The 17,232-nt window shown below is 70.8% G+C and carries 19 protein-coding genes; 8 read left to right on the forward strand and 11 right to left on the reverse strand.

Annotated features, from left to right (window positions below; translation table 11 throughout):
• Positions 1–41: 41 nt before the first annotated feature.
• Together ACFFQA_RS36310 and ACFFQA_RS36315 are read right to left on the reverse strand one after the other, a co-directional pair.
• Positions 42–2,591, reverse strand: coding sequence for a polynucleotide kinase-phosphatase (locus tag ACFFQA_RS36310; RefSeq protein WP_377862382.1), 2,550 nt, complete (start codon positions 2,589–2,591; stop codon positions 42–44).
• 5 nt (positions 2,592–2,596) lie between these two features.
• Complete coding sequence (locus tag ACFFQA_RS36315; RefSeq protein WP_377862344.1) at positions 2,597–4,018, reverse strand: 3' terminal RNA ribose 2'-O-methyltransferase Hen1; 1,422 nt, start codon at positions 4,016–4,018, stop codon at positions 2,597–2,599.
• Positions 4,019–4,171: 153 nt separating this feature from the next.
• Between ACFFQA_RS36315 and ACFFQA_RS36320 the strand changes: the two genes are divergently transcribed.
• Positions 4,172–4,588, forward strand: a complete 417-nt coding sequence (locus tag ACFFQA_RS36320; RefSeq protein WP_377862345.1) for an SsgA family sporulation/cell division regulator — start codon at positions 4,172–4,174, stop codon at positions 4,586–4,588.
• 255 nt (positions 4,589–4,843) lie between these two features.
• Here the strand turns inward: ACFFQA_RS36320 and ACFFQA_RS36325 are convergent, their stop codons facing one another.
• Complete coding sequence (locus tag ACFFQA_RS36325) at positions 4,844–5,287, reverse strand: ATP-binding protein (RefSeq protein ID WP_377862346.1); 444 nt, start codon at positions 5,285–5,287, stop codon at positions 4,844–4,846.
• A 287-nt stretch (positions 5,288–5,574) separates the two neighbouring features.
• Here ACFFQA_RS36325 and ACFFQA_RS36330 point away from each other — a divergent pair, with 287 nt between their 5' ends.
• The 3 genes from ACFFQA_RS36330 to ACFFQA_RS36340 are packed head-to-tail and all read left to right on the forward strand — an operon-like array spanning position 5,575 to position 7,888.
• Positions 5,575–6,252 (forward strand): YqeB family protein, encoded by a 678-nt coding sequence (locus ACFFQA_RS36330; protein WP_377862347.1) that lies wholly within the window; start codon positions 5,575–5,577, stop codon positions 6,250–6,252.
• A 1-nt stretch (position 6,253) separates the two neighbouring features.
• Positions 6,254–6,856 carry a TetR/AcrR family transcriptional regulator gene (locus ACFFQA_RS36335; RefSeq protein WP_377862348.1) on the forward strand — a complete coding sequence of 201 codons (603 nt, stop codon included), beginning with the start codon at positions 6,254–6,256 and terminating at the stop codon, positions 6,854–6,856.
• A gap of 21 nt (positions 6,857–6,877) precedes the next feature.
• The gene (locus tag ACFFQA_RS36340; protein WP_377862349.1) at positions 6,878–7,888 is read left to right on the forward strand and encodes a CobW family GTP-binding protein; all 1,011 of its coding nucleotides are present in this window, start codon (positions 6,878–6,880) and stop codon (positions 7,886–7,888) included.
• Between the two features lie 177 nt (positions 7,889–8,065).
• Here ACFFQA_RS36340 and ACFFQA_RS36345 read toward each other — a convergent pair whose 3' ends face one another.
• Entirely contained in the window at positions 8,066–8,446 is a 381-nt protein-coding gene (locus ACFFQA_RS36345; RefSeq protein WP_377862350.1) for a hypothetical protein, read from the reverse strand.
• 215 nt (positions 8,447–8,661) lie between these two features.
• Between ACFFQA_RS36345 and ACFFQA_RS36350 the strand changes: the two genes are divergently transcribed.
• Positions 8,662–9,645, forward strand: coding sequence for a GlxA family transcriptional regulator (locus tag ACFFQA_RS36350; protein WP_377862351.1), 984 nt, complete (start codon positions 8,662–8,664; stop codon positions 9,643–9,645).
• A 79-nt stretch (positions 9,646–9,724) separates the two neighbouring features.
• Here ACFFQA_RS36350 and ACFFQA_RS36355 read toward each other — a convergent pair whose 3' ends face one another.
• The 4 genes from ACFFQA_RS36355 to ACFFQA_RS36370 all read right to left on the reverse strand — a co-directional run bounded on the left by ACFFQA_RS36355 (position 9,725) and on the right by ACFFQA_RS36370 (position 12,729).
• Positions 9,725–10,096 (reverse strand): hypothetical protein, encoded by a 372-nt coding sequence (locus ACFFQA_RS36355; protein WP_377862352.1) that lies wholly within the window; start codon positions 10,094–10,096, stop codon positions 9,725–9,727.
• Between the two features lie 91 nt (positions 10,097–10,187).
• Positions 10,188–10,808 (reverse strand): DUF4142 domain-containing protein, encoded by a 621-nt coding sequence (locus ACFFQA_RS36360; RefSeq protein WP_377862353.1) that lies wholly within the window; start codon positions 10,806–10,808, stop codon positions 10,188–10,190.
• Positions 10,809–11,485: 677 nt separating this feature from the next.
• The gene (locus ACFFQA_RS36365) at positions 11,486–12,061 is read right to left on the reverse strand and encodes a M23 family metallopeptidase (protein ID WP_377862354.1); all 576 of its coding nucleotides are present in this window, start codon (positions 12,059–12,061) and stop codon (positions 11,486–11,488) included.
• Positions 12,062–12,165: 104 nt separating this feature from the next.
• Positions 12,166–12,729, reverse strand: coding sequence for a TetR/AcrR family transcriptional regulator (locus ACFFQA_RS36370; protein ID WP_377862355.1), 564 nt, complete (start codon positions 12,727–12,729; stop codon positions 12,166–12,168).
• A gap of 54 nt (positions 12,730–12,783) precedes the next feature.
• On the opposite strand from ACFFQA_RS36370, the gene ACFFQA_RS36375 reads away from it, so the two are divergent.
• Positions 12,784–13,896, forward strand: coding sequence for an MFS transporter (locus ACFFQA_RS36375; protein ID WP_377862356.1), 1,113 nt, complete (start codon positions 12,784–12,786; stop codon positions 13,894–13,896).
• Here ACFFQA_RS36375 and ACFFQA_RS36380 read toward each other — a convergent pair.
• From ACFFQA_RS36380 to ACFFQA_RS36390, 3 genes are all read right to left on the reverse strand, one after another.
• A complete protein-coding gene (locus ACFFQA_RS36380) occupies positions 13,871–14,713 on the reverse strand; it encodes a serine hydrolase (protein WP_377862357.1) in 843 nt (280 codons plus the stop codon). The two genes, ACFFQA_RS36375 and ACFFQA_RS36380, sit on opposite strands and share 26 nt — an antisense overlap.
• A gap of 76 nt (positions 14,714–14,789) precedes the next feature.
• Positions 14,790–15,176, reverse strand: coding sequence for a GntR family transcriptional regulator (locus tag ACFFQA_RS36385; RefSeq protein ID WP_377862358.1), 387 nt, complete (start codon positions 15,174–15,176; stop codon positions 14,790–14,792).
• A 13-nt stretch (positions 15,177–15,189) separates the two neighbouring features.
• Entirely contained in the window at positions 15,190–15,384 is a 195-nt protein-coding gene (locus ACFFQA_RS36390; protein WP_377862359.1) for a hypothetical protein, read from the reverse strand.
• A 117-nt stretch (positions 15,385–15,501) separates the two neighbouring features.
• Here ACFFQA_RS36390 and ACFFQA_RS36395 point away from each other — a divergent pair, with 117 nt between their 5' ends.
• Entirely contained in the window at positions 15,502–16,293 is a 792-nt protein-coding gene (locus ACFFQA_RS36395) for a hypothetical protein (protein WP_377862360.1), read from the forward strand.
• 121 nt (positions 16,294–16,414) lie between these two features.
• A complete protein-coding gene (locus ACFFQA_RS36400; protein ID WP_377862361.1) occupies positions 16,415–17,197 on the forward strand; it encodes a DUF899 domain-containing protein in 783 nt (260 codons plus the stop codon).
• Positions 17,198–17,232: the final 35 nt, after the last annotated feature.

Below are 17,232 nucleotides of genomic sequence, written 5' to 3' on the forward strand. Positions count from 1 at the left end.
TCGCGCGTCGCGAAGCGTCCATAAGCCCGCGAATGGCCGGTTTAGAGGCGGGGGTCTACGGGTTCGGACTCTAGGGCGAGGACGGCGAAGACCGGCTCGTGCACCCGCCAGAGGGGTTCGCCACGGGCGGCCCGGTCCAGTGACTCCAGGCCGAGCGCGTACTCGCGCAGCGCCATCGAGCGCTTGTGGCCGATCCCGCGCCTGCGGAGCCGGTCGAGGTGGGTCTCCTCGGTGTAGTCCGGGCCGTAGATGATCCGCAGGTACTCCCGGCCGCGGACCTTGATCCCAGGCTGCGCCAGGCCCTTGCGGGCGCGGGTGAGGTTGGCGTGCGGCTTGACCACCATGCCTTCGCCGCCCTCGGCCGTCATCTCCTCCCACCACCGGACGCCCGCGGCGGTCGATGCCGGGTCGGTGGTGTCCACCAGCAGCCTTCCGGTGCGGCGCACCAGCTCCGGGTCCGCGTCCACCAGCCGGTCGGCCAGCGCGAGGTGCCACGAGTGGTCGCGGGTGTAGTAGGTCGCGCCCTCCGTCGCCAGCAGCTGGAACGGCGCGAGGGCGATCCCCTCCAGACCGGACGTCGGCCAGCAGTAGCGGCGGTAGGACTCGGTGAACGCCTCCGCGTTGTCCGCGCGTGCCGACGTCCGGTCCAGCAGCTCCTGGACGTCGATGCCGCGTTCGCTCGCCGTCCGCAGCGCGGACACCGCAGCGGGCAAGGCGGTCCTGGCCGCCGCGCCGACCGCGGCGTACTGGTTGCGCAGCAGGTCCTCCGCCTTCGCCGACCACGGCAGCAGCTCGCAGTCCAGCAGCAGCCAGCCGGTGTCCAGCTCCTCCCACAGGCCCGCCGAGGTGACCGCGGCACGCAGTCGCGACAGCAGCCGCTCGGTCAGCGACGGGTCGAAGAACGGCCGCCCGGTGCGGGTGTGGACTGCGCCGGTGGTGCCGCCGGACGCGCCGAACCGGGACGCGGCGACCGATTCGTCGCGGCACACCACGACCACCGCGCGGGAGCCCATGTGCTTCTCCTCGCAGATGACCTCGGCGATGCCGTCGGCCCGGAAGCTGTCGAACGCCTCGGCCGGGTGCTCCAGCAGCCCCGGCTGGGTGGAGGTGGCGCTCGGGGCCATGGTCGGCGGCAGGTAGAGCAGCCACCGCGGTTCGAGGGCGAAGCGGCTCATCACTTCGAGCGCGCCCGCCGCGCTCTGCTCGCTGATGCTGATCCGGCCGTGGTGCGCGGTCTCCACGACCCGCTTGCCGAGCACGTCGGTGACGTCGAGCGCGTCCGGCTCACGACGCGGCGCCAAACTGTCCACAGTGGACGTCGGGAACGGCTTCGTCGGCTCGTACCAGACCTTCTCCGCGGGGACGGAGACCACGTCCTTCTCCGGGTAGCGCAGCGCGGTGAGCCTGCCGCCGAACACGCAGCCGGTGTCCAGGCACATCGTGTTGTTGATCCACTCGACCTCGGGCGTCGGCACGTGCCCGTAGAGGACCATCGCCTTGCCCCGGTAGTCCGCCGCCCACGGATAGCGCACCGGCAGGCCGAACTCGTCGGTCTCCCCGGTGGAGTCGCCGTAGAGCGCGAAGCTGCGCACCCGCCCGGAGGCGCGGCCGTGGTAGGCCTCCTTGAGCCCGGCGTGCGCGACGACGAGCTTCCCGCCGTCCAGCACCAGGTGCGAGACCAGGCCGTGGCAGAACTCCTCGACCTCCTTGCGGAACTCGGGCGTCTCCTTCTCCAACTGCTCCAAGGTCTCCGCGAGGCCGTGTGTCACCTGCACGTTGCGGCCCTGCAACGACCGCACGAGCTTGTTCTCGTGGTTGCCCGGCACCGCCAGCGCGTGCCCCGCGCCGACCATGCCCATCACCAGGCGCAGCACGCCGGGGGAGTCGGGGCCGCGGTCGACGAGATCGCCGACGAACACCGCGCGCCGCGAGGGGTGCGCCGCGTCCACGGCACGCCCCTCGGCGTCGCGGGTGATCGTGTACCCCAGCGAGGTCAGCAGCGCCTCCAGCTCCGAGCGGCAGCCGTGGACGTCACCGATCACGTCGAACGGCCCGGTCTCGTGCCGGAAGTCGTTGAGCAGCCGCTCGCGCACGACGCGCGCCTGCCCGACCTCCTCCTCGCCGCGCAGCACGTGGACCTTGCGGAAACCCTCCTTGGTCAGGCCGCGCAGCCCGCGCCGCAGCTGCGCCCGCTGCCGCCGCACCACGTGCTCGCCGAAGTCCCGGTCCGGGCGCGTGGAGTTGCGGTCGTGGCACAGCTGCTCCGGCAGGTCGAGCACGATGGCCACCGGCAGCACGTCGTGCGCGCGGGCCAGCTCGACCAGCCTCTTGCGCGCCTCCGGCTGCACGTTCGTCGCGTCGACCACGGTCAGCCGCCCGGCGCTGAGCCGCTTGGCCGCGATGAAGTTCAGCACCTCGAAGGCGTCCTTGCTGGCCGCTTGGTCGTTCTCGTCGTCGGCGACCAGGCCGCGGCAGAAGTCGCTGGAGACCACCTCGAAGCGCCCGAAGTGCTCCCGCGCGAAGGTCGACTTGCCTGACCCGGACGCGCCGACGAGCACCACCAGCGACAGCTCCGGGATTGTCAGATCGATGCTCATCACGCCCCCACCACTGAGAAAACGGCCATCTGCGTCGGCGGACCCAGCTCCGGGTCCTCCGGGCCCACCGGCAGATACCGGACGCCGTAGCCGTGCGTGGCCGCGACGCCGTCGGCCCACTCGCGGAACTGCGCGCGAGTCCATTCGAAACGGTGGTCGCGATGCCGCATCGTCCCGGCGGGCAGGTCCTCGTAGCGGACGTTGTACTCGACGTTCGGCGTCGTCACGACGACCGTGGTCGGCCGCGCGTACCCGAACACCGTGGACGCGAGCGCGCCGATGCGCGGCGGGTCCACGTGTTCAATGACCTCCATCAGCACCACGGCGTCGTAGCCGCGCAGCCGGTCGTCGCGGTAGGTCAGCGAGGACTGGAGCAGTGTCAGCCGCTCGCGCTGCCGGTCGGGCATGCGGTCCAGGCGCAGCTTGCGAGCGGCGAACTCCAACGCGCGGTGCGAGACGTCCACGCCCAGGACCTCGCGGAAGTTCGCGTCCGCCAACAGGTCGCGGAGCAGCGCGCCCTCACCGCAACCGAGGTCCACCACGCGCGCGGCACCGGCGCCGCGCAACGCCGCCAGCACGGCACCGCGCCGCTGCAACGCGAGCGAGACCTTCGGCTCCGCCTCCTCGCCGTCCGCGAGGGCGGGGTCGGGCACCGCGTTGTCCAGCACCTCCGGCTCGGCGTCGTCGCGTTCGGCGAGCCTGCCCACGGCCGTGCTCACCAGCTCCCCGCGGTGGGCGAGGTACCGCCGCGTGATCACCTCACGGGCCGGGTGCGCGCCGAGCCAGCCCTCGCCCGCGCGGATCAGCTTGTCCACCTCGTCAGGGCTGACCCAGTAGTGCTTGGCGTTGTCCAGCACGGGAAGCAGCACGTAGAGGTGGTTCAACGCCTCGGACAGCCGGACCTCGCCGGTCAGCCGCAGCTCGACGTAGCGCGAGTCGCCCCACTCCGGCATCCGCGGGTCCAGCGGCACCGGGCGGGCGTCCACGGCCCAGCCCAGCGGCTCGAACATCTGCCTCGCCACGTCGGCACCGCCCCGGCACGGCAGGACGGGAACACAGATCTCCAAGGGCAGCCGCTGCTCCGGCAGCTCCGGGCGCAGGTCGCAGCGGCCGGCCATCGCGGTGCGGAACACCTTGCCCAGCGCGACGGCCAGCATCGAGGACGCGGCGTACGGCCGGTCGTTGACGTACTGCGTCAGCGAGAAACCGTCCGTCCCACCAGGGCGACGGCCGCGCACCAGCGCGACCGGGTCCACCTCCAGCAGCAGCGCGACCGTGCAGCGATGGTCGGTGGCCTCCGGGTAGAAGACGTGGGCCGAGCCCCCGGAGACGTCGAAGGTCTGCGCCTTCTCCGGGTGCTTGTGCAGCAGGAAACCCAGGTCAGTGGCCTTTCCCGCGGTTGAGGAGATCGTCAGCAACACCGCCGCAGTCTGTCACTCGTCCCGGTGGTGGCGCCCGGGATTTCCGCGCTCCGATAGCACGATCGGGTGTGACGCACGCGGAACCGCGTCAAGGTTCGCTGACTCGTTCGTCCCCTCCCCGTCCGAGCAACGGTGAGGGAAGGGACGACGGCGATGAGCAGGGAGCACTCCGAGATCCGGTCCGCGGCGATGTTCGACCTGCTGGCCGGTTCGCCGGTCGCCGTGGAGGTCGAGCTCAGCTACTCCACCCGCGACCCGTACGCGGTCCGCGTGCTGTTCAACCCCTACGGCGACCAGAGCGTGGAGTGGATCCTCGCCCGCGACCTGCTCGCCGACGGACTGCTCGCCGAGGCGGGCGAGGGCGACGTCCGGATCTGGCCGGTGATGGACGAGCTGGACGTGGTGGTGCTGGAGTTCAGCACGCCGGCCGGGCAGGCGCGTTTCGGCGTGGACCCGGAGGACCTCGTCGACTTCCTCAACGAGACCTACGAGGTCGTCGCGCCGGACGAGGAGCCGCTGTGGTTCGACTTCGACCAGGAGCTGTCGCTGCTGACCGACACCACCAAGTAGCCGCCGGGTGAAGGACCACAGCACCGGTCGGGACCGGTGGTGCGCGGGACGGGTCCTAGAGCCTGTCCTGCACGTCGTCCTAATGCCCCGGGGTGGCACCGCCCCCGCGCCCCCGAGCACGCGTGCACCAGCTGGCGTGGCCGGGGTTTTCGCGTTTTGTCACCTTAATGTGAAATGGGAGCGCTCTTTTGCGCATCAAGGTGACAAAACGCGAAAGGAGGGCCGTGCAGGTGAGGGCGACTCGCGGGACGGGTCCTAGTCCTGGTCGCGGTTGAGGCCGAAGAGGATCCGCTGCATCACCTCGTGGCCGATCTCGGCACCGCCGTGCACCGGCTGCTCGGCCGAGATCTGCTCGGCCGCCCTGGACCGCCTGCGCTCGCGGCGCGGCAGCGGCACCGAGGAGCCGGTCAGCCCCGCGGGTAGCGGCAGCTCACGGCTGACCAGGCGGCCGTCGTCGACCTCGACGACCAGGCGGTCCCCGCACACCCGCAGCCGCACCGTGATGAGGCCCGGCGCGCGCGGGTCGGCGTTGTCGACCACCTCGGTGACCAGCTGGCACGCGGCCCGGCTCGTCTCCTCCACCATCGGCCGCAGTGACCACTCGCTCAACGCGAAGCGCACGAAGAGATCGGTGCAGTTCACGGCGCTGGGCAGCGCGATGAGTTGGAGATCGTCGACCTGTGTGGTGTCGGAGTTCACCCGGATCCTTCCGTCGTCCCACGTGTGCCCGGTGTTGAGAGCCGTATCTTGCCAACCCCGTCGTTCGCCCTGGAGGCGGGTCCGGTTAGCCCGTTCGGGCACTGCAACGTGCAGACGAACACGCCCCGTATTCGGCTTCCGCGATTACTTCAGTGTCCAATGAAATTAGTTCCCCGGTGCCCTGATCGCCTTGGTGCGCAAGGGAATCCGTCCCTGCGGCGGAGCGAAAACCCGCTGCGGACGTGAGGGATTTTGTTAAACCGAGCGGTCGCTCTAATAATGAGCGCGTGACCGGTTCGGGGGAGCGCGTCGTCGCGCACAGGGCGTGGGAGTGGATCATCGCGTGGGTCGGCGGGCCCGTGCTCGGGGCGGGCGTCGGCTGGGCGGTCAAGCCGCTCGCCGCGTGGGTCGCCGCGCTGCCGTGGGCCCCGCTGCAGGGGCCGTTCAAGCTCGCCGAGTCCGTGCCGGACTGGGTCCTGATCGGCGTCGGCGCGCTCGCCGGCCTCGCGCTCGCGTTCTTGGTCGCGATGGACATGCTGCGGGTGACCGTCTCGGCGGAGCGGGTCGTGCTCGAACGCGGTGACGACACCACGAGCATCGATGGCGCCGATGTCGGGACGGTCTTCCTGGACGGCAAGAAACTCGTGCTGCTGGGCGCCGACGGCCAGGAGCTGGCGTCGGAGAACACCGACCTCGACGCGAAGGCCCTGCGCGAGGCGTTCACCGCGACCGGGTACACGTGGCTGGCTGACGGCGATCCCCACAGCGGGGACTACCGGCTCTGGGTCGAGGACACCCCGGGGCTGCCCACGGGCGCTGACGCGCTTCTCAAAGCCCGCAAGCGCGCGATCAGCCGCAGTGATGACGAGGACGTGCGGCTGCTGCGCACCGAGCTGGTCAAGCTTGGAGTGGTGGTCCGCGACGACAAGAAGCGCCAGTACTGGCGACTGACTGCGAAGCGCTGACGTGCGCACCGTCGATCCGGCCAGGCACGAGGCCAAGCGCGCGCACATCCTGGGAGCCGCCGAGTTCTGCTTCTCCCGCAAGGGTTTCGAGCGGACCACGACGGCCGACATCTGCGCACGGGCCGGGATCAGCTCTGGCAGCCTGTTCCACTACTTCCCGAGCAAGCGCGCGGTCTTCGTGGCGATCTTCGAACAGGACGGCGAGCTGATCGCCGGGCACGTGGCGCGGGCCGCCGAGGCGGAGGACCCGGTGGCCGGGCTGCTGGAGCTGGTCGAGGCGCAGGTGCGACCGCTGGAGGACCCCGGGGCCGCGGGGCTGGTGACCGAGGTGATCGCGCAGGCAGGGCGCGACGAGGAGCTGGCCGTGGTCCTCGCGCGCAACGACGCCGCGCTGCGCGGGGGCATCGCCGGGCTGCTGCGCCGCGCCGCCGGGCTCAGACGGATCGACCGGGGGCTGGACCCGGACCGGACGGCGGGGTGGGTGGTCGCGCTGGTCGACGCGGTGTTCACGCGGGCGGCGACGGACCGCGACCTCGTCCTCGCCGAGGAGCTCGCGATGCTGAGGCTTATCCTGACCAGGTTCCTGCTCGTCGAGCGGCCGTGATCACGTTCGGAAGGATTGTCGTTGGGGCACAAGCAGATTCCCGTCGTCATCGTCGCCGGGTTCCTGGGCTCCGGGAAGACCACCCTGCTCAACCACCTGCTCGCCACCAGCGGCGGAACGCGGATCGGCGTGGTGGTCAACGACTTCGGCAGCATCAACATCGACGCCCTGCAGGTCGCCGGGCAGGTCGACTCGATGATCTCGCTGGGCAACGGCTGCCTGTGCTGCGTCGTCGACGCCTCCGGCATGGACGAGCTGCTGGCCCGGCTGGCCCGGCCCAGCGCGCGGATCGACGTGGTCGTCATCGAGGCCAGCGGCCTCGCCGAGCCCCGTGACCTGATCCGGATGGTGCTGGCCAGCGAGAACCCCCGGCTCTGCTACGGCGGACTGGTCGAGGTCGTCGACGGCGCCGAGTTCGAGGCCAGCAGGCGGCGCCACCCCGAGCTGGACAAGCACCTGCGCTACGCGGACCTGGTGGTGCTCAACAAGACCGACCGGGTCGGCGACGAGGACCTGCGGCTGCTGCTCAAGACCGTCACCGGGCTCAGCAAGGGGAAGCCGGTGCTGCCGACCGCGCACGGCCGCGTCGATCCCGCGTTGCTGTTCGAGCAGCGGCCCCAGCGCGAGGAGGTCGTGCGGCAGCTGTCCTTCGACGACCTCGACGACGACCACTCCGAGCACGCGCACGCGCGGTACGAGAGCGTGGAGTTCAGCTCGGACCAGCCGCTGAACCCCCGCCGCCTGATGGCTTTCCTCGACTCCCGCCCGGCCGGCCTGTACCGGATGAAGGGGTTCGTCCACTTCGGACTGCGCGGGCACCGGCAGAAGCACGTGCTGCACACCGTCGGCGGTTTCCTGCGCTTCGAACGGTCCCGGTGGGAGGCGGGCGAGGCGCACCGCACCCAGCTGGTGATGATCGGCGCCGGGATCGACGCGGGCGCCGTGCGGGCCGGGCTGGCCGCCTGCGTGGAGACCGACCCGGCATCGGCCGATCCCCAGGGCATGCTGGTGATCGCGCCGTACCTCCGCTAGCCGGGCAGCGCCCCGTGCGCGGCCTGGCCGGAGTGGCCGGGGTGGCCGGGTTTTCGCGTTTTGTCACCTTGATGCGCGAAAGAGCGCTCCCAAATCGCGTTAAGCCTACAAAACGCGAAATGAGGGGCGCGTGGGTGATCGCGCCAGGGGTGTCACCAACGTGACGGCCAGATACACCTAGCCGGGTAGTGCCCACTCCTGGGGCTGGGGCGCGCGGTGCGCGCCGACCGGGACCGGGACCGAGGTCTCCTCCAGTCGCCGGGCCGCCGAGCGCAGCCGGATCATGCCGGGCTGGATCGAGGCGGGATCGAAGGTCTCCGCCGAGAGCGCGGCGCGGGCCTTGACCAGCAGGGTCATCGTCTCGGCGACCGGGCCGTGCGGGTCCCGCGCGGCGAGGGCGGCCAGGGAGGGCTCGATCACGGCGAGCTCGGCCTCGAACTGAAGGGCGAGCTCGGAGATCGCGGCGATCGGCAGCTGGTGGCCGGACAGTTCGCGCAGGCCGCGGACCATGTCGTCGACGACCTGTCGCAGCGCCGCGATCACGGGCATCTCACTCACGGGCGCATTGTAGGGGGCGGCTGCACCATTCAGCTCAGTCATATGCGCCTTTTGGATCAACGGTGCGTTTTCGGGTGAGACCCGGCAACGGGGACGGCTGGCAAGAACACCGCTGACCACCGGATTTTGGCAATCGCCCGACAGTGCCTGATGCGCAAGGAAAATTCTTCCGCCGAAGAGGTTGCCCGGTGCCGTCGTGTGGTTATGTTCCTGCCATGCACACCGTCGCGGTGCTCGCGCTGCAGGACGTGGTGGTCTCCGATCTGGCCATGCCGATCGACGCCTTCGGCCGGGTGGTGCTGCCCAGCGGCAAGCAGGCCTACCGGGTGCGGGTCTGCGCGGAGGACGGCGCGGGCAACGACATCGACGCGGGTGTCTTCACTCTGCGCGCGCCGTGGGGGCTGGACGGGCTGTCCGCGGCGGACACCATCATCGTTCCTGGCCGTGGTGACCCGTCGCTGGAGCTGGCCGCACCGGTGGTGTCGGCGTTGCGCTCCGCGCTGGCGGCGGGGACCAGGATCGCCTCGATCTGCGTCGGCGCCTTCGTTCTGGCGCAGGCCGGAGTGCTGGATGGCTTGCGCGCCACCACGCATTGGCTCGGTACCGCCGAGCTCGCGCGCCGGTACCCGCGGATCTCCGTCGACCCCAACGTGCTCTACGTGGACAACGGCCAGGTGCTGACCTCCGCCGGTGCCGCGGCCGGACTGGACATGTGCCTGCACATGATCCGCAACGACCACGGATCCGCGGTCGCCGCCGACGCCGCGCGGATGATGGTGATGCCGTTGGAGCGCGCCGGTGGACAGGCGCAGTTCATCGTGCACGAGCCGCCCGCGCCGGACGGGGCGACGCTGGAGCCGTTGCTGCGCTGGCTCGCGGAGAACTTGGGGCGTGAACTGTCCCTTGAGGACATCGCGGCGCGCGCGTCGATGAGCACGCGCACGCTCAACCGCCGCTTCCGCGAGCAGACGGGCACGACACCGTTGCAGTGGCTGCATCGCGCGCGGCTGAGGCAGGCCCAGTACCTGCTGGAGACCACCGCGCACTCGGTGGAGCGGATCGCCGCGCAGGTCGGTTTCGGTTCCCCGACAACGTTTCGCGACCGGTTCAAGCGGCTCGTGGGAACGAGCCCGCACGCCTACCGCCGCGCGTTCCGGGGCGGCGGTGAGGCGGCTCTGGCGGGAAACGAAGGGCGCTAGCGGCGATCTCCCGGTCCGGCGGTGGTGGCCGCGACCGAGGGCCGTAGCCGCCACGACGGGACGACCGGGCAGCGTGTGTTCAGACGACCCGGAAGAAGATCTGGGCTCCCATGCCCCGATGAGACTTGTTGAACTGCTTCGGACCCTCGGGCCAGCACGTCTTCACGGTGCCGAAGTCCGCGCCGTCGGCCCACGTGCCGTAGACCTCGGCGCAGCCCAAGAACGGCAGCTTGTCCTTCACCCAGCCGTTCACCCGCGTCCAGCCTCCGGTGCAGGTGATCGTCCAGTGCGCCTCGCCGGTCCGGTACGACACGTCCTTCACGTCCCCGCAGGCGGGCCGGGCGGTGATTACGTCGACGGCGCTCTCCGCAGCCGCGGCGCCGGGACTCAGCAACGCCCCGCCGATGACCACGCCTGCCGTGAGAGCGGTGAAGCACCTCTTCTTCGTCATGTGAGTGCTCTTCCCTTTTCTCGGTGTCCCGGGCGGTGCTCGACGATCCCGGTCGTGGTGCACGTCGGTCCGCCCGTGGTGACGGTGTGCGTCACCCGCACCTGACCTGACGCCACGAGCGGAGCTCCTCCAGATGACTGCGGAGGATGGGCACCGCTGCTTCCGCCAGTCGTTTCACCTCGGGCGACTTCCCGGACTGGAGAACGCGTTCGGCGAGTCGAATGGACTCCTGGTGCGTGGCGATCTGCATGCGGAGCCAGGCTTTGTAGAAGACGTTGATGTCTCCGCTGAACAGCTTGCCGAGCTTCCTGAGCTCCTCGATCTGTCGCGGGGTCGGCGACTGGGGAAGCCGCACGCCGAGCCGACGGGCGACCGGCACCAGGTCATGCACCCGCTGCTGCTGGTCGTGGAGAACCTTCGCGGCGAAGTCGTAGATGTGGTAGCAGCGCACGTACGGTCCCCTGGCGCGGACGAGGCGGGCTGCCCTGAGGTCGGCGAGGTAACCCTGGTAGGCCTTGGTCAGGTACTGCCGGTCGTGCTGCGACACTCGCGTCGCGCCAGGCACGGCATCGGCTGCCGACGTGACGGGTGTGACGCTGTCGGCCGTTGTCGTCAGGCCGGGGGCGGCACTCGCGGCCGGTGCCGTGACGAGTGCGACGCCTGTGGCGACTGCCGCGGCGGCGATTGCGGTTCTGAAGGGATGGAGTCGCATTGGTTCCCCTTGGGGTGATGTTGCCGCTCAGGAGCGGAAGTGGTGTCCGGCTTCTGCGCGACGGCGTTTCGACGGAGTGCCAGGGGATTCATCGTCGATGGTGCGTGTGTGAACATGGCACTCAACCAAGATGCACCGAGGGTGGTCTTCGCCTTCTGGTGCCGGTGTTCACGGTAAGGTTTCCGGCTCCGCTTAGGAGAGGAAGCGCGGTGAAACACATGAATGGCCCACATGCGCGGCCCAAGGCGAGCTGCTCCTGTGCGGATGCTCTCAACAGGTGTCCTTGAACTCTCGCTGCCGTCGCCCCGCACGACCAGCCGTTGTTGCGGTGACAAAGAGAACGGGCGCGACGTTTTGGCTGAGCCCGCACGCCTACCGCCGCGCATTCCGGAGCTGCGGTGAGGCGGTTCTGGCAGGGAAAGCCGGACTGCTGGTCTCTGGCTCCAGACGGGATCGTTCCCGCGCCAGATAGCGGCCCAGCCACATCATCCTCCGCGAGTGCGGCCGAGGACACCAGCACCGCACAATCACGAACCTGTGCCCGGGTGACCTGATCCCAGGTCACCCGGACACCAGCAGATCGACCACGACGAACGGTAGTCCGTGGGCAGCCTTCTACGCCTCCACAACGACTCAGGGACCGCATCGTCGCGAGATCATTTCTTGGTGCGAGGAAGCTAGCAGTTGCGGCTGGCGACGTTGCGCCAGGTCTTGCCGTTGGCCTGGCCGTACTCGACGCCGTTGAACACCGGGCGGACGCGCTCGGTGCCCGCGGCGCCCCACGAGGCCCGGCCGTCACCGTTGCGGTCGTAGGCCTGCTCGTAGTGCAGGTGCGGGTGGCCGTTGGAGGTCGGCCCGGTCTTGCCGACGCGGCCGATCACCTGGCCCCGCTTGACCCGGGCACCGACCCCCACCGCCCGGGACTGCAGGTGGATGCCGGTGGTGAACCAGCCGCCGCCGTGGTTGATCTGGATCATGTTGCCCGCGTTGGAGTGGTAGAAGGACTGGTTGACCACGCCGTCGGCGGAGGCCACGTAGGGCGCGCCCTCGGTGCCGACCTGGTTGGGTTCCTTGACCATGTCCAGCGCGGGCGCGTGGCCCCACGTGTCGAGCCGCCACTTCTGGTTGCAGGGGAACGGCAGCTGGAACGCGGGCCGGGCTTCGGCGTTGACGTCCTGGCTCGCCGCCGCCAGTGCGGGCTGGCCCGCGAGGAACAGCAGCGCCGCGAGGACGCCGGTGGTGGTGCGGTGCATCGGACCCTCCTCCGTTGGGAAGTGGAACCCCCAGCACGGTAGGCAGGTCCGCTTGCACATCACCTACGTTGTGGCGCTGCCCGAAACCCCGTTCTCCGCCACGGTCAGCCGGAGAGCAGCGCGCGGGCCGTCTCGCGGGCCTGGCCGACCGGGTCGTCGAGGTGGCCGATGAGCAGCCCGGTCAGCGTGCCCTCGTAGAGCAGCAGGACGCGCTGAGCGTCGCGGGACGAGCCGGTCAGCTCGGTCAGCCGCGCCAGCAGGTCGGCCTTGTGGCGGTCGATGACCGCCCACGCGGGATGGGCGCGGTCGGTGATCTCCGCGGCCGCGTCGACGAAGGCGCAGCCCCGTGCCATCTCGCCGGAGTCCGCCCACGCCTGGAGCGCGTCGAAGATCGCAAGCACTTTGTCCACTGTGGACTTCGCTCGGTCGATGCGCGCCGCCCAGCTCGCGTTCCAGTGCTCGTTGCGGTGCTCCAGGTAGGCGACCACGAGGCCGTCCTTGCCTGAGAAGTGGTGGTAGAGCGTCATCGTCGCCACGCCCGCCCTGCTGACCGCCTTGTCCACCGGGGTCGCCGCGATGCCGTCCCGGCTGAAGAGCTCGTTCGCCGCCGCGATGAGGCGCTCGCGGGCGGTCCCCCGTGGCGCCGCGGGCTTGCGCTTCGTTGCCATGCGGACGAGTATAACGGCCGTTCTAGTAGAACGACCGTTATAGGAGGGGTGCCGGTGCGCACCGTCGAATCGCGGCTGGTCGCGGCCGGAGTGGCCGTCATCGCCGTCACCTACGGGCTTTGCCGCTACGCCTACGGGCTCTACCTGCCGGAGTTCCGCGCCGAGTTCGGGCTGACCGCCTCGGTGGCGGGGGCGCTTGCCTCCGCCGGGTACGCCGCCTACTGCCTCGCCGTCCTGCTCAGCGCGGCGCTGACCGCCCGGTGGAGCGACCGCGGCACCGCCGTGCTCGCCGCCGCCACCGCCGCGGTGGGGACCGCGTTGGTCGCGGCGGCCGGATCGGGCCCGGCGCTCGCGGTCGGCGTGCTGGTCGCGGGCGCGAGCACCGGGCTCGCCACGCCGCCGCTGGTCTCGATGGTCAACCGCGGCGTCGGTGAGGCGCGTCGTGGCGCCGCGCAGGCGATCGTCAACTCGGGCACCGGGGTCGGCGTGCTGGTGAGCGGGCCGTCGGCGGTGTTCGCCAGCGGCAACTGGCGAGTGGCGTGGGCGTTGTTCGCCGCGCTGAGCCTGGCGGCGACCTGCGCGGTGGCCCTCGTGGGCCGGGAACTGCCGTCCCGCCAAGGGAAACGGCCTGATCGGTCGCGTGGAGCGCCGAGGCTGGTCGTCGCGAGCGCGGTGGTCGGTGCGGCGAGCGCGGCCTATGTGACCTTCGGCCGGGATCTCGTCGTCACGGTCGGCGGGTTCGGAGGCGTGGAGTCCGCGCTGTTCTGGATCGTGCTCGGCGCGGCCGGGATCGTGGCCGCGGTGACCGGGGACGTCGTCGCGAGTGTCGGGCTCGCCCGTGCGTGGCGGCCGTTGACCGGTGCGCTCGCGGTGGCGACGGTTTCCCTTGCTGTTGCGCCGGATTCGGTTCTACTGGCGATGGTCTCCGCCGCGGTGTTCGGGGCGAGCTATGTCGCGCTGACCACGGTGATGGTGCTCGCCGCGGGGGAGCCCTCCGCGGTGGCCGCGTCGTTCCTGGCGCTGTCCGCCGGGCAGCTCGCCGGTGCTGCCGTGGTGGGATGGGTGATCGACGGGGCAGGGTGGCTGCCCGCGTTCGCCGCCGCCGCGCTCCTCGCGGTGGCCGCGCCTTCGGTCGTCGCCGTCACACCAGCGCTGTCGCGCCGGTGAGCCCCTGGAGCTCGCCGACCGCCTCGGTGACCGCTCTTGTCGCGGTGTGCCAAGGGGTTCCCTTCGGCCACGTGGTCAGCACGACCACGACGTAGCGGCGCTTGCCGCCGACCATGCCGGTGGTGTTGAGCACCGTGCGGCTGTCGGTGCTGCCCCAGCCCTGCTTGATCGCCCACGACTGGCCCGGGAGCCCGTCGGGGATGCCGAAGTACTGGTCGAAGCCGTCGGCGGCGGTGCGCGGCGCCGCGGAGAGCGCGTCGGTCAGCTCTACCCGCCGCTGCTTCGGCAGCTTCGCCGAGATGTACTGGTAGATCCGGGCGACGTCGGCGGCGGAGGTGGTCGTCTCGCCCCACTTGCCGGACCTGGTGGGCGGCCGGGTCTGCTCCAGGCCGAGCTTCGCGGCGGTCCGGCGCACGATCTCCGGGCCGCCGTTGGCCGTCCACAGCGCGCTGGCGGCCGCGTCGTCGCTGAGCGAGAGCATCCGGTCGAGCCCGGCGGGGGCGCTCTTGCCGCCCTCCACCGCGTCCAGGGCGATCAGCAGCTTCACCACGGAGGCGGACGGGAACCTCGCCTCGGCGTTGACCCCGGCCACGTCCGTGCAGCCGGTCAGGTCCACCATCGCGATCCCGGCCGAGGTGCCGGTCGCGGCCGACTGGATCACCCTGGCGGCGTCCTTGACCTCGGCGGACTGCCTGGTCGGGGTGATCTCGCCGGTGCACGAGGAGGCCCAGGCGTCCGAGCTGGGCCAGACCGCGATGCCGATCGCCACGGCGGCGGCCACCGCCGGTGTCACCACCAGGAGCGTGCGTCTTCTCATGCCCTGGAAGACGTGCGGCACCCGATCGGGTTGTGCCCTTTCACCAGTTAAGTAGTGGAAGTCGAGTAACCGCAGGTCAGGGGCTGGGGTAGTTCTCCGTACGAACATCCATGTACAGGGCGTCCACGTCGTCGCGGACCAGTCCGGCGCCGCGCGCGTGGCCCATCCACTTGGACAGCTCGTAGCGCAGCGGCGAGTTCTTGCCGGTCTGCCCGCTGGCCAGCGAGCGCCGCACGAACGTGCCCATCCCGCGCTTGGCCTCGACCAGCCCGGAGCGCTCCAGCTCGCGGTAGGCCTTCAGCACCGTGTTGGGGTTGATCGCCGTCGCCTCCACGACCTCGCGCGCGGTCGGCAGCTTGTCGCCGGGGGAGAGCAACCCCAGGCGAAGGGCCTGTTCGACCTGCTGGACCAGCTGCACGTACGTCGCGACGCCGGACCGCCGGTCGATCCGGAACTCGATCACGGAGCCAGCATAGCTAGACCTCCGGCAGTGGCTGGCACAACAACTCCAGCACCCGCCCGAACCCGTGCTCGGCGGGCGCGTCGCAGTTCACCACCAGGCCGTCGCCCAGCCGCATCGCCGCGTCCGGATGGCGCAACGACGACAGTCCCACCAATGCCAGGCCCCGCCAAGCACCCGCCCGGACCGCGCCGCGGGGGAGAGCGAGCAACGGCTCCCCGTGCCAGGCAGCACGGGAGCCTCCCGTCCCCGTCGCCAGTGGTAGTCGGCCGGTGACAGGCCGCTCACCTGGTAAAACGGCTGTCCCCGTTGGCTTAGGCTTTCCGCTATGACAACTGGGGGAAGCGCCGCGGGGGCGGCGCGCAGGGTGTGGATCGGCATCGGGGCGGGCGTCCTCGCGGCCGCCTTGGTCGCGGGCGGGGCGGTGTGGCTGTTCGCCGAGGACCCGGTGCTGGGCACGAAGGAGGGGGCTGAGGCGACGACCTTCGGCCCGGACCGCTTCGGCAAGCTCAGGATCGGGATGACCAAGGACGAGGCGCTGGCCACCGGCGCGCTCGGCCCGGCTCCGGTCGCGGTCGTGACCGGGTGCGAGGACTACTCCTTCCAGGGCGGCCCCGCGCCGGAACCCGCGCGGATGGCCCTGGAGGACGCGGCCGAGAAGCAGTACGAGTCGGCCAAGAAGGCCAACGCCGAGATGCGCGCGAAGCTTGAGGCGTTGCGGGCGAAGAACGGCACCTCCGCGGCCGACTTCGCAGAACGCGCGGAGCTGCTCGCCAAGTCGGCCGAGGCGCTCAAGCGGATGGGCAACGCTTCGGCGAACTCCTCGGCCTGGTCGGCGGCCCGCATCAAGCGCGCCAACGAGTCCGGTGGCGTGTCCTTCGGTCAGGGGCAGCTCCGGCTGATCTCCGCCCCGCCGTTCGCCCGCACCGCGGAGGGCATCGGACGTGAGTCCACTGTGGATGAACTGACGAAGGCCTACGGGGACAAGGGGATGAAGGAGGACCGGGGCCGCTACGAGATCCCGGTCGACGGCAAGCCGGACTGGGTGCTGGCCTTCGACGTCAAGGACGGCAAGGTCACGAACTTCCTGATGCTGAGCAAGTCCCTGCGCTGCAGGTAGGAACAGGACCAGGAGGGGCAGGGGCGGACCCGGCCACTCGGCCGGGTCGCGCGTCTGTTCCGGTGACTGTCGGAGGACGGTCGTACGATGCCGCCCGACACGAGACACCGAGGAGGGCGCCATGACAGCCACGCCGGACGACCCCACCACCGCGCTGCCCGGCCGCCCGCCCGTGGTCGACCTGGCCACCTGGCAGGCCGCCCGTGACGAGCTCCTGGTCCGCGAGAAGGCCCACACCCGCGAGGGCGACGCACTCGCCGCGGCCCGCCGAAGGCTGCCGATGGTGGAGTTCGACGGGACGGTCGAGGTTGTCGGCCCCGATGGCCCGGTCCCGTTCCTGGACCTGTTCCAGGGCCGCGACGAGCTCGTGGTCTACAAGCACATGTGGCACGACGGCGCGCCGCACCAGGGGCAGTGCGAGGGCTGCACCACCACGGCCTGGCACCTGAAGGACGCCGTCTACCTCAACGCCCGCGGCGTCTCGTTCGCCATCCTGACCACGGGTAGGTGGGACGAGGTGGCCTCCTACGTCGAGTTCATGGGCTACACCCAGCCCTGGTACTCGGTGCGCGACGTGGACGCGCCGGTCGGCGACAACATGGGGAACCTCACCTGCTTCCTGCGCGACGGCGACCGCGTGTTCCTCACCTACTCCACGACGGGCCGTGGCAACGAGCGGGTCAACGGGTCCCTCGGCCTGCTCGACATGACGCCCTACGGCCGCGGCGAGGCGTGGGAGGACAACCCTGATGGCTGGCCCGAGGGGCGCAGCTCGTGCTGGTCCTGGCGCTCGGACGCGGACGGAAACGCCACCTGGGGCCCGACCAGCCGCCCCGTTCCGCAGTGGAGCCGTCCCGGCGCGAGCCCCGTGGAGACCCTCGGCCGGAACGGCCACCACCACTGACGCGCCTTCGTCGACGCCGTCGGCACAGGCGTCAG

This window comes from Allokutzneria oryzae (genome assembly GCF_042429765.1).
GTDB classification, from domain to species: domain Bacteria; phylum Actinomycetota; class Actinomycetes; order Mycobacteriales; family Pseudonocardiaceae; genus Allokutzneria; species Allokutzneria oryzae.